This window comes from Niallia yueguangensis, from assembly GCF_052663115.1.
In genome coordinates, this window is record NZ_JBQTCX010000002.1 from 144,648 (window position 1) to 157,042 (window position 12,395).

Genomic DNA, 12,395 nt, shown 5'->3' on the forward strand with positions numbered 1-12,395 from the left:
TAACCGTGTGAAAGGATTACGAGCTAATAGAAATGGATTGATTCAAAAGTCCGCTTTTTAAAGGTTTAATTCATGAAAATAGGATGTCAAGGGAGGGTGAAAAATTACATTTCATACGCCCGGGCATCCTATTGCCTTTTTTATAATCCTATTTATGGGATACCCTTTATGTAAAAGAAATACCCCATTTGTTTGGAGAGGCGTCCGCTCCACTCCTACGGGATTAGCGAGAAAGACGAGACCCCACAGGAGCAAAACGAGGCCACTGAAAAAGTCCAATTTTTTATTAGGCAGTTGAAAGTTTTATTTAATCGAACTTTCAACTGCCTTTTTGTTTTATAATTATGATATTAAAAAGTATGTAGGTGGTATAAAAATGATTTCTAATCAAGAATCTTTCACGTTTAGTCCGTTCTAGCTATTTATGATTTCGTTGTCCCAAAAGATAATATGCTTCGCCAGATCAATGATTTAGTGGACTTTTCCTTTATTCTTGAAGAATTGAAAACAAAATATTGTCTGGATAACGGTCGTAATGCAGTGCCGCCGATTCGTATGTTCAAATATCTCTTGCTTAAATCGATTTATGATTTGTCAGATGTAGATGTAGTAGAACGTTCCAAATATGATATGTGATTTAAATATTTCCTCGATATGGCACCAGAAGAGGCCGTCATTGATCCAAGTTCCTTAACGAAATTTCGTAAGCTCCGTCTTCAAGATGTGGGTTTATTAGATATGCTTATCGGCAAAACAGTGGAGATTGCACTTGATAAAAAAATCATAAAGAGTAAAACCATTATTGTAGATTCTACTCATACAAAAGCACGTTATAACCAAAAGTCACCGAAAGAATTTTTACAAGAGAAATCTAAAAATGTTCGAAAAGCTGTCTACCAAATTGACGATTCAATGAAAGAAAAATTCCCACCAAAAACAACTTCTAATGAAGTAAATGAAGAATTGGATTATTGCCGTCAACTCCTTTCAGTTGTTGAATCAGAACCACAAATCGCTGCCATCCCTGCCGTGAAGGAGAAAGTAAATGTTTTAAAAGAAGTGGTAGAAGACTACACCGAACAATTGAGCTTTTCAGAGGATCCAGATGCACGTGTGGGGTATAAATCAGAGGATTCTTCTTTCTTTGGATATAAAACACATTACACGATGTGTGATGAACGAATTATAACTGCAGCAGTTGTGACAACAGGAGAAAAAAGTGATGGAAAGTATCTTCCAGAGTTAACTGAAAAAAGCCAAAAAACAGGAATGAAAATTGAAACAATCATTGGGGATACTGCCTACTCGGAAAATGAAAATATTTGCTATACAAAAGAAGAGAAACTAGAACTTATTTCTAAATTACATCCACTTATTACAAATGGGAGACGGACAAAAGAAGAAGAATTTGAATTTAATAAAGATGCAGGGATGTATATTTGTAAGGCAGGACACATGGCCATTCAAAAGAAAATAGATGAAAGAAAGGGGCAAGATAAAAACCCTAGAATCAAATATCTTTTTGATATTGAGAAATGTAAAGTTTGTCCTTTCCGAGAAGGATGTTATAAAGAAGGAGCGAAAAGTAAATCCTATTCTGTAACCATCAAATCAACGGAACATAAAGATCAAGAAGCATTTCATAATACAGAAAGATTTAAAAACCTAGCGAAAACCCGCTATAAAATTGAAGCGAAAAAAAGTGAACTTAAACACAGACACGGCTATGATACAGCATCATCCTCGGGTCTATTCGGCATGGAAATTCAAGGCGCTACAGCGATATTCGCCGTCAATCTCAAGCGGATTCTAAAACTCCTCCAAGAAAAAGAGGAAAAATAGACAAGGAAAAAGGCAACTTGCTGTCTAAATTTTGGAGACAAGTTGCCTTTTACTGCCACTACTACTTTTACTTATCTCGAGATTGAAAAAAGGGAATCATGAAGTAAAGTCATAAAAAGAATTGTTTCCAAATTCTAAGGGGAAATCATGATGTGATTATATGGTAATCCTTTGTAATTTTGAAATAAAATATTATAAAAATAAATCGCAATAAAGCCTGTTTTTGATTAATCTTTTATACATAAACTGAATCTTTTATTAACGGTAAATCAACTTTCCGAGTAATGTTTTGGTCAAACTTTATTTCAAAGCTACACTTAATATGAGGAGAAAGACACTTGTTTTATAGTAACAAAAACGGTCTATTTAGATACAAATCCCTAATGAGCATATATAAATCTTGGCAACCTCAAGTGGGAATACATCAACCTTTTTCTTCTTATTCACAAGTAAATCAACAAGGTGGCAAAATTAACAATGAGCTTTAACATAGCCCACCTTTTAAAAAATCATGTTAGAAAACCTTACAAAAATATACAAATATTACTATAAAAAAATTATAATTGCATTAAGGTTTTAAAACTTTCATATCGTATCATTTTTTCATTCTAAACTCATTTTTTATGAATTTGAGTGGCAAAGAGTTTCTAAAGGACTGTGTTTCTTTATTTATTTGCCCCTCCTGTCTTCTTAAAAGAAGACAGGAGGGGCTTTTGTTTTTACTTATTATGTACGAAAAGGAGGTATTTTAAATTGTTATGTTCATGCTGTGAAGAAAGTACTTTCATTATTTATAGAGAAAACAGTACATAAAAGAAATATTCTTCAGCCATTTAAGTGAAAAATATAAAATTCTATACGTTTTTGCTTACCAAGAATAATAAAGGAAATCTCAGTTTTATATCATTGGTAAAATACTCGGGCACAATGAAGGATTAGATGATAACCATCTTATACATCTTATCTAGTTTAACGGAATTATAAGAAAGGGCTGATTCAATTGAAAAGCGAGAAATTAAGTATTGGTCAATTAATTATTCTAGGGTTTCAGCATATGTGTGTGATGTATGGTGGTGCAATTGCAGTTCCATTAATTATTGCACCAGCAATTGGCTTAACGCAAGAGCAACTTATCTATTTAGTATCCTTTGATTTATTTACTTGTGGAATTGCCACATTAATTCAAGTAATAGGAGGAAAAGGCGTAGGTATACAATTACCTGTAATGATGAGAATTTCGTTTACAGTCGTAGAATCAATTATTGCGATTGGACAAATTCATAGTATTCAAGGTGTATTTGGGGCTGTCATTGTTTCAGGCATTGTCGTCACTATATTAAGTCGCTTTTTCAGTAAGATTATTCCATACTTTCCTCCTGTAGTTACTGGATCAATTGTATTAATTATTGGTGCTTCATTAATGTCTGTAGCCATGAATTATGTTGCTGGCGGTGTAGGCTCAGAGGATTTTGGATCCTTAGAAAATTTAACATTAGCTATAGTGACTTTGTTCACCTTTCTCGTTTGCAATACATTATTAAAAGGCTTTTTACAGGTAATTTCCGTATTGATCTCTATGTTGGCAGGAACATTCATAGCTTATTTGGTTGGAAAAGTAAATTTATCAGCTGTTAGTGATGCAGAGTGGTTTGTGCCAATTACATCTTTTTATTTTGGAATGCCTACATTTGATCTTTCTTCTATCCTTATTATGAGTTTGATAGCTATTATTATTATGATTGAGAGTGTAGGGGTATTCACAGCATTAGGTGAGGTTTGTTATACAAAAATTGGAGAAGAACAAATAAAGAAGGGGGTACATGCAGAAGGGATAGCCGTTATTTTCAGTGGAATTTTTAATTCCTTTAACCATACTTCCTTTACTCAAAATGTTGGACTAGTTTCATTGACGAGGGTAACAAATCGATATGTAGTTGCTGTTGCAGGTATCATGTTAATCCTTATAGGTATTTTTCCTAAAATTGCAGCATTAGCGATCGTCATTCCTGCACCTGTTCTAGGTGGTGCAATGATTCCTATGTTTGGCATGCTTATAACCGTTTCGATTCAAACCCTGTCAAAAGCAGATTTATTAAAAGCTTCAAACCAAATTATTGTGGCAGTTGGCTTAGGGATTAGTTTAGGTATTAATGCCATTCCTCATGCATTTGATGCTTTTCCTGAAACGATAAGACTTGTTTTAGGTAACGGAATCGTGATGGGTACTTTAACTCTATTATTTTTAAATATCATCTTGAATAAGAAAGAGAGAGTTGAACAAAAAATGAAAATGGCTGAACTCTCACATTATTAAAAAACGATCCATTAAAATGGTGAAAACAGTATTTTATATTAAATAGAAAAGGAAATTTATTGTTCTTTTAGATAAAGTAACATAAATAGAAGGTGATTTGATGAAAAAAACATTATTAATAAAAAATGCGAGAAACATTATAACAATGGATGATAATAAAAACCTTTATCCAGGTGGGAGTATTTATGTAGAAGGTCAAGAGATTAGGGCTATTGGAATAGATATTCCATATGAAACTGCTGATACAGTAATTGATGCAAGAGGAAAAATAATTTTTCCAGGCTTAATAAATACACATCATCATTTATATCAAACTTTTACACGAAATATCCCGAGAGCTCAAAATGTCGAATTGTTTGACTGGTTAATCACTCTTTATGATATATGGCGTCATATTACACCAGAGGATGTTTATTTAAGTGCTATGGTAGGATTAGGAGAATTATTAAAAAGTGGTTGTACAACAGCTTCAGATCATTTCTACGTATTTCCTAATTCGATAAGTGGAGAATTAATTGATGAAGAAATACATGCAGCAAATGATTTGGGCATACGTTTTTTCCCTACGCGAGGATCGATGAGTCTTGGTAGGTCAAATGGAGGTTTGCCACCAGATGAAGTCGTACAGGATGAAGAAACAATATTAAGAGATACTAGAAGAGTTATTGAGACCTATCATGATTCGAGTAAATTTTCAATGTTACGTGTTGGAGTTGCTCCTTGCTCACCATTCTCAGTTAGTAAAGACTTATTAAAAGAATCAGCAGCTCTCGCAAGAAGCTACGGTGTAAGGATGCATACGCATTTAGCGGAAACTGTGGATGAAGATCAATTTTGTATAGAAAAATTAGGGCTACGACCGTTAGAGTTGATGGAGGAAACTGGATGGGTAGGGAATGATGTTTGGTATGCACACGGCATTTGGTTTAATAATCATGAGATTATAAAAATTGGGCAATGTGGATGTGGAATAGCTCACTGTCCAAGTAGTAACATGAAATTATCGTCAGGAACATTCCCAATTGAGAAGATGTTAAAAGCAGGTGTCAAAGTGGGGTTAGGAGTCGACGGTTCCGCTTCAAACGATGCCTCTAGTATGCTTTTGGAGTTAAAGGTGCTGAACTTACTTCATAAACTACAACATGGATCGACTGCTTTAAGTGCAGAGGATTGTTTGTATGTAGCAACACGAGGCTCATCTCGGATTCTAGGCTGGGAAGACGGAATCGGCTCATTAGAAGTTGGGAAAGCAGCGGACTTATTTATGATTGATACTAATCGATTGGAATTTGCAGGTGCTTTATTTGATGATATTTCTTTACCTATATTAACTGGAACTTCACAAGTTGATACTACCATTGTCGGGGGAAAAGTAGTAGTGAAAGAAGGAAGGCTTGTAAATATTAATGAAGAACAATTGGCTATTAAAGCTCAGGTAGCAGCAACGAGAATGTTGGAGCTTGCTGAAAGACATACAAAAATAAACTATAGAAAAAGTCAACCTAGAAAATCATTAATATAAGTGTGAAAACACTGTTGCATAATATATGGTAGACTTAGGTAATCTCATATTTTTTGCGATATCCACCTACAAACCTAAAAGAATAAGAAGAATCTTTGTAAAAAAGTTTAACAAATGTTCGAATAATATGAAATTTAGAGAGGACTTCCTTACTTAAGAAATAAAAAACATTAATAATAAAAACAAATGATTGAGGGTAACAGTTATTTAAGATAGATTGTTTAATATTCATTGCCCTCACTCCTTCCGATCAGTAATAGATCAAAATTTTAAACGGTGAATAATAGTATGATAATACAAAAAAATCAGATTTATTAATCTTTTTTATCATTCTTTTTCGTTACTTTTATTTGGGGTACCGCAACATGCCCATCAAGCTAACGGTGAGAAACCCTAGCTACACCTTGATTTTTGTACTGTGACTAATGAGTTTTGGAAAAATAAACATGCCAAATAAACCTATGAAAATGTGATTTTTTCGCTAGGCAGCTTGTCTGTTATTCAACGTCGTTTCATAGACAACACCAAGAATATCGAAGACGGTCATTTTTTTGTAACGATGACATTTACGACCATTCTTTTTAAGCAATTGATAGAGGCGATGCAGAATCGCCAAGAGTTCATCTGTGTCAACTGCCGTTGCTTGGAACAGTAACGGAAAGTAATCCTTAATCATATAAATGGCTTTGTATTCGCTCAGTTCTTGCTTCTGCTTTTCGAGTAGAAACTGTCGCATTTGAAACATCGTAGAGGAACAGATGAGAATGCCAATGAGTTGGCCATACAAATGACATTCAAGACGTTCTTTTTTGATGTTTTCATCAATTTCAAAGAACGACTTCCATGTTTTAAACAAAATCTCTATTTGCCAACGTAGTGAATACAAGGCATGCACGAAGTTAGTCGGCACTTCTTCTGGCGATGTGTTCGTGATGATACATTCATGCCCATCAAACGCTTACTTTTATCCTTCATGACAATACCCTTTTTCTTTTCACGTATTGCTTGATTTTTCAAACGCGTTAGCGTTTGATCGTCGGTTAAACGATGAATAATGACACGCGTTGGCAGCTTTTGATTTTGCCCAATGTACGCCTCAGGAATTTCAATCGTTTCACCTGGTAGTAGTTCAGACATCATCTGGTCCATATCAAGCTGAATATATTCCGTATGTTTCTTCAGTGTGCCATTTTTGAAGTATTCTGGTTCGGGATTTTTGATATAAATGCGTGTATTCAGCTTCAACCGCGAGATATAGTAAGCCTTTTTATCGTGAATCGCTTGTAGATCACTTAAATCGAAGTAACCGAGATCTCGCAAACATAGGTCTCCTTTTTCAACGGTTTCAAGACAAATGGTACCGTATGTTTTATCATTGTTCTTTCCCGGCCCAAGCTGCACATTTAAAAATTGACTACTGAGTAAATCGTATTCAAGTTGAATCTTCACTCCCGCAGTATGACTACTTCCGCCTGAACCTTGATAGTCAGTGGCGAAGGTATCTGGTAACTGAAACACCGTCGCATCTAAAATACGAATCCGATTGAAAATAGACATCATGTGTGCAGAAAGCGATTGATTGGAACAGAGTTTTTTTGTGAGAAGAGAAGTAAAGACTTCTCGAAGAAATGCGACAGCTGCTGGATTAAAGCGTTGATTCAATCCTTCTGGGCTCATGAGCACGCCCGTCGAAGCCTCTAATCGACTACATAGTTGCGTAAGCGATGTGCTAGCGACTTCTTGTAGGACGATTGGAGATAGAAAACGTTGTAATTCTTGTGAGAATAGATATAGTTCTTCAGAAAGCGAGAGGTTCATAAAAAAACGTCATCCTTTTCAAGTATTTTACTGAAAGAATAACGTTTTTTTCATTTTGGGGGAAATTCGTTTCGTTAGCTTGATGGGCATGTGGGTCAGACCCCCAATAAAGACAAATTGCATGATTTTTCTTTATTGGGAGGACATTGTTACTTCTTTTGTTACAATATTTTTAGGTATAGTTAGTAAAAAGAAGAAGGATTTCAATATTTTGTGTAGCAGGTATGTAGTGTAAGTGAGTGTTGTTGTCCATTCAACATGACTTCCCTGCAATCGATAGTTTGATGCAATCAACTCCTCAGTAATTCTCCATTTTCATTTCCATCTCACTGCACATGAAGTATCTAATTTAATCATGGCTAAGCACTGTGACCACTGTCCGCACTTATATTTGTAGAAGATGAAGAAAGTTGTAATAATAATTTTTTATTCTTTCACAAGTAGATCAATAGAGAGTGAAGTGTAGGCGGAATGAATCACATTACAAGTAAAATACCATTCTATATGTCTATGATGGTTTTGGCTGAAACCTGACAATCGTGATTCACTATGATTACGATGCTTCTTTTAAAGGGGGGGCGTGTAAGAATATATTACACGAATTGTAAATCCTTTGTTTAAAATGTACAAAAATTCAAAAAATAAATAGATATATAAGCTGATGAATATTTAACTTCTATTTATTATCATTAATAACGTGATGATGTTAGAAAAAATAACTTAATATGTTATGCGTAAGGTGCTTTATTAAAATTTTGGAAAAATAAAAACGTTTTCGGGAGGAATGAGGAAAGAATGCTACACAATCGTTATTCTGGACATGCTTTTGAAAAAAGATTTTTACCAAGATTATCTACAAAAGAAGTAGAGGTTTTAGAAAAGGAAGATGTAGTAGTTGTCCTACCAGTTGGTGCTATCGAACAGCATGGTCCCCATTTACCTATTTATACAGATACTTTAATAGGGGAGGGACTTCTAGTTCAAGCATTAGAGATGCTTCCAGAAGAGGAAAATATCTGGGTGCTTCCGCCTCTTGCATATGGAAAAAGCACAGAGCATTTAGGAATGCCAGGTACGATTACATTGTCTGCTTCCACATTGCAAGCGGTTATTACTGATATTGCGAAGAGTGTGCAGCAAAGTGGTTTTAAGAAATTGTTGCTTTTTAATACACACGGTGGCAATCACGATTTATTAAATATGATTTCAAGAGATATTCGGATTGAAACAGGGTTAACGGTTTTTCGTTTAAATCCTGACTACTCCGTTATTGATTCACTTATTTCTGAAAAAGAGCAAAAATTTGGCATACATGCAGGGGAAGTAGAAACTTCCATGATTTTGGCATTAAAAGAATCTTGGGTAAATATGGATTTAAGTCCAACTGAATTTGTACACTTGCCGGAGGATACAAAGCATCTATATTTAAAAGGGTCAAGCTATTTTGCCTGGGTAATGAATGATATTTCCAATACAGGTGTAGCAGGAGATGCAGCAAGCGCTACAATTGAAAAAGGAAGGAAAATCAATGCTCTTGTTAGTCAGCAAGTAGCTAGTGCATTAAAAGAAATGATTCGGTTTAACATTTCAACCGTTAAAAGTACTTTGCAACTATTTTAAATGCTCTTTTAAACGATAATGTTGTTTTTGGGAAGGGAATTTACGAGACTCCTGCTTAAAAAACGGGCTGGCAAGACCTCAGCTCAGACGGGTACGAGCGAGGAGGCTTGCCGGTTCGTCCGCAGAAAGCGAGTAGATTCCCCTGACCATTCAAAAATCAACAATGAAATTTAACAGAGACATTTTAAAAAGGAGGAGAATTCATTGAAACCAAGTTCAAACCTTTCCGTGTTAGACGTCGAACAGATAAGTAATAGGAATATTGTTCATTTGAAAAATGTCAATAAAGTGTATTTAAATGGAAAAACAGCTGTGCAAAATGTTAACTTAAATATTCAGCAAGGAGAGTTTGTATCATTTGTTGGTCCTTCAGGATGTGGAAAGTCCACGATTTTTAAAATGATTTCAGGATTAATTGAGCATACAGAAGGAGAGCTACAAATTTTGGGGACAAGCCCACGTCTTGCGCAAAAGGAAAGTACCGATGTTTCCTTTGTTTTTCAAGATGCAACCTTGCTTCCTTGGAGAAATGTGATGGATAATGTGATGCTTCCGTTAGAATTTCGTCCCATTCCGAAAGCGGAAAAGCGTGAAATGGCTGAAAAAGTATTAAAAATGGTAGGACTCGAAGATTACAGGAAAGCACTTCCAAGAGAACTGTCCGGTGGAATGAAAATGAGGGTTTCGATAGCAAGAGCTCTGATTGCTAAACCAAAATTATTACTAATGGATGAGCCTTTTGGTGCGCTAGATGAAATTACGAGACAAAAATTACAAGCAGAATTATTAAAAATTTGGGAGCAAGAAAAAATGACTGTTTTATTTATTACCCATAATGTATTTGAAGCGGTTTATTTATCTACAAAAATAGCAGTAATGACACCTAGTCCTGGAAAAGTAGAAAATATGGTAGCTGTAGATCTTCCTTTTCCAAGGGAAGCAGAACTAAGAACAGATCATAAGTTTAGTGATATTGCAGCAAAAGTTTCGCATTATTTAAAATTTTAGGTGGTGGTGGTTAAATATGTGGCTGGAAAAATTAATGGAATTAATGGGAGAAGATAAAGTAATTGTCAGTCAAAATGTAAAGGAACGTTTATCAAAAGACTATTATTGGTATTCACCAGTTCTTTATGAAGAGTTAAAAGAAAAGATTGCTGATTGCATTATGAAGCCAACGACTATGGATGAAGTGAAAGAAATTGTAGCTTTTGCGGTAGATCATAAAGTTCCGGTCACTATTCGTGGAGCAGGTACAGGGAACTATGGACAAGCTATCCCTCTTAAAGGCGGAATTGTACTTGACTTAACGATGCTAAACCGTTTATTGGAGGTTACTGATCAAACAGTTCGTGTACAAGCCGGAATGAAGCTAGGTGTGTTAGAAAAGAATCTGCGTGCACAAGGAAAAGAATTGCGGATTTTTCCTAGTACATTTATGACTGCAACAGTTGGAGGATTTCTTTGTGGGGGATCCGGAGGTATCGGCTCCATAAGATGGGGCAATTTATGGGATCAAAACATTTTAGGTGTAACGGTAATGACCGTTGAAGAAGAACCGCAAATATTTGATGTAGCTGGAGAAGAAATAGAACAATATATACATAACTATGGTACAACTGGCATCGTATTGGAAGCAGTTTTGCCAATAGAGAATCGAACAGAATGGGAACAGCATATTGTGTCATTTCATACTTTTAAGGAAGCAATTAAATTTGCAGACGAGTTAGCACATATAGAAGAAGCAACGAAACGTCTTGTATCTGTATGTGAATGGCCAATTCCAACTCATTTTCAAGGTTTAAAAGAATATTTACAGCCCAATAAGTCGATTGTCATGTTGGAATTAGAAGAAAAATCAAGGGAATTACTGAAGCAATTGATACAGAAATATGCTGGGACAATTGATTTTACAATTCCTGCTAGTAAATATCATAGAGGGTTGAAAGTATCTGATTTTACGTGGAATCATGCGACATTATGGGCGCATAAACATGGTGAAAACATGACTTATTTACAAGCACGCTTTAAAGTAGATCAAATTTTTGAACAAATGGATGCGATACGCGAGAAATATGGGAATGAAGTACAATTTCATTTTGAATATATAAAGATAAAAGGTGAAATTACGGCAGCTTCCTTACCTGTATTAATTTATCAGTCAAAAGAAAGATTATATGAAATAATTGATTACTTCAGAAGTGTTGGAGTAGAAATAAACGATCCCCATACTTATTTGCTAGGCTTTGGTGGATATAATTTAAGAATGGAAGAAATTTTGCAGAAGAAAAAAGAAAATGATCCTTATGATTTGTTAAACCCAGGGAAAATTCCGGTAAAACAGGAAACAGAGGCTTATTAAAAAAAAGGAGGGAGCTAAATGGAACAAGCCCGACAAGGATTGACGAAATTTCAAGCTGTTAAAATTAAAAGTAATAAAAATTCACTGAAAATTTTAAATGTTTGGACACCACCTGTTCTTGTGTTTATTTTGTTTATGTTTATTTGGCAATATGGTACGGTGTGGTTTCAAATCCCACCATATTTGCTTCCAAAACCAACCGATATTTTAACAGCAGCAATAGAAAATGGCGAGAATTTAAGAAATGCGGTTTTTAGAACAATCTCCGAATCTATCATTGGTTTTCTTTTAAGTGTTATTGGTGGAATTGTTGGTGCGATTTTAATGGCTAGCTCCAAAATTTTAGAAAGAAGCTTATATCCGTATGCTATTCTACTGCAAACAATTCCGATTGTTGCAATAGCACCCATCATCGTTATTTGGTTCGGATCCGGTGCAAATGCAATTGTTATTATTGCATTTACAATTGGGTTTTTCCCGATGCTTTCCAATACATTGGTTGGCTTGAATGCCACTGATAGAGGGATGATTAATCTTTTACATTTATATCAAGCTTCCAATTGGAAAATTATGTGGAAGGTCCGTATACCCTTTGCCCTTCCCTATATAATGGCAGGTTTGAAAATATCCTGTACGCTAGCGGTTGTTGGTGCTATCGTTGGGGAATATATTGCAGGAATAGGCGGAGGAGATGGGGGCTTAGGCTATGCCATAACTGTTGCTTCTACTAAAATGGAAACACCCTTTTTATTTGCTTGTGGGATTTCTGCTAGTATTTTAGGTATATTGTTTTTCCTAGTAGTAAATTTGTTTTCGAAATGGGTGCTTGGATCTTGGCATGAATCAGAAATGAAACGTGATAATTAAAAGATGAAGGTATTTTTAAGTAGAGAAATAGAAAAGACGCATTAATTCGA

General features: G+C 35.1%; 6 protein-coding genes and 2 pseudogenes. 7 read left to right on the forward strand and 1 reads right to left on the reverse strand.

Annotated elements, in window-relative coordinates; all coding sequences use genetic code 11:
- Positions 1–376: 376 nt before the first annotated feature.
- The 3 genes and pseudogenes from ACTYA4_RS02370 (at position 377) to ACTYA4_RS02380 (ending at position 5,678) form a co-directional block, all read left to right on the forward strand.
- Positions 377–1,842, forward strand: a pseudogene (locus ACTYA4_RS02370) (IS1182 family transposase).
- A gap of 1,000 nt (positions 1,843–2,842) precedes the next feature.
- Positions 2,843–4,156 carry a nucleobase:cation symporter-2 family protein gene (locus tag ACTYA4_RS02375; protein ID WP_445505457.1) on the forward strand — a complete coding sequence of 438 codons (1,314 nt, stop codon included), beginning with the start codon at positions 2,843–2,845 and terminating at the stop codon, positions 4,154–4,156.
- Positions 4,157–4,256: 100 nt separating this feature from the next.
- Positions 4,257–5,678, forward strand: a complete 1,422-nt coding sequence (locus ACTYA4_RS02380; protein WP_443482036.1) for an 8-oxoguanine deaminase — start codon at positions 4,257–4,259, stop codon at positions 5,676–5,678.
- A 481-nt stretch (positions 5,679–6,159) separates the two neighbouring features.
- Here the strand turns inward: ACTYA4_RS02380 and ACTYA4_RS02385 are convergent.
- Positions 6,160–7,496 (reverse strand): annotated as a pseudogene (locus ACTYA4_RS02385) (IS4 family transposase).
- 795 nt (positions 7,497–8,291) lie between these two features.
- Between ACTYA4_RS02385 and ACTYA4_RS02390 the strand changes: the two are divergent.
- From ACTYA4_RS02390 to ACTYA4_RS02405, 4 genes are all read left to right on the forward strand, one after another.
- Positions 8,292–9,116 carry a creatininase family protein gene (locus ACTYA4_RS02390; protein WP_443482037.1) on the forward strand — a complete coding sequence of 275 codons (825 nt, stop codon included), beginning with the start codon at positions 8,292–8,294 and terminating at the stop codon, positions 9,114–9,116.
- A 204-nt stretch (positions 9,117–9,320) separates the two neighbouring features.
- Positions 9,321–10,124 (forward strand): ABC transporter ATP-binding protein, encoded by an 804-nt coding sequence (locus ACTYA4_RS02395; RefSeq protein ID WP_443482038.1) that lies wholly within the window; start codon positions 9,321–9,323, stop codon positions 10,122–10,124.
- Positions 10,125–10,140: 16 nt separating this feature from the next.
- Complete coding sequence (locus ACTYA4_RS02400; protein WP_445505458.1) at positions 10,141–11,478, forward strand: FAD-binding oxidoreductase; 1,338 nt, start codon at positions 10,141–10,143, stop codon at positions 11,476–11,478.
- 18 nt (positions 11,479–11,496) lie between these two features.
- The gene (locus tag ACTYA4_RS02405; protein ID WP_445505459.1) at positions 11,497–12,345 is read left to right on the forward strand and encodes an ABC transporter permease; all 849 of its coding nucleotides are present in this window, start codon (positions 11,497–11,499) and stop codon (positions 12,343–12,345) included.
- Positions 12,346–12,395 lie beyond the last annotated feature (50 nt).

Excerpts from the sequence above, each read along its gene's own strand:
- ACTYA4_RS02390 (WP_443482037.1), top strand. The coding sequence starts at position 8,292 with ATGCTACACAATCGTTATTCTGGACATGCTTTTGAAAAAAGATTTTTA.
- ACTYA4_RS02380 (WP_443482036.1), top strand. The coding sequence starts at position 4,257 with ATGAAAAAAACATTATTAATAAAAAATGCGAGAAACATTATAACAATG.
- ACTYA4_RS02400 (WP_445505458.1), top strand. The coding sequence starts at position 10,141 with ATGTGGCTGGAAAAATTAATGGAATTAATGGGAGAAGATAAAGTAATT.
- ACTYA4_RS02405 (WP_445505459.1), top strand. The coding sequence starts at position 11,497 with ATGGAACAAGCCCGACAAGGATTGACGAAATTTCAAGCTGTTAAAATT.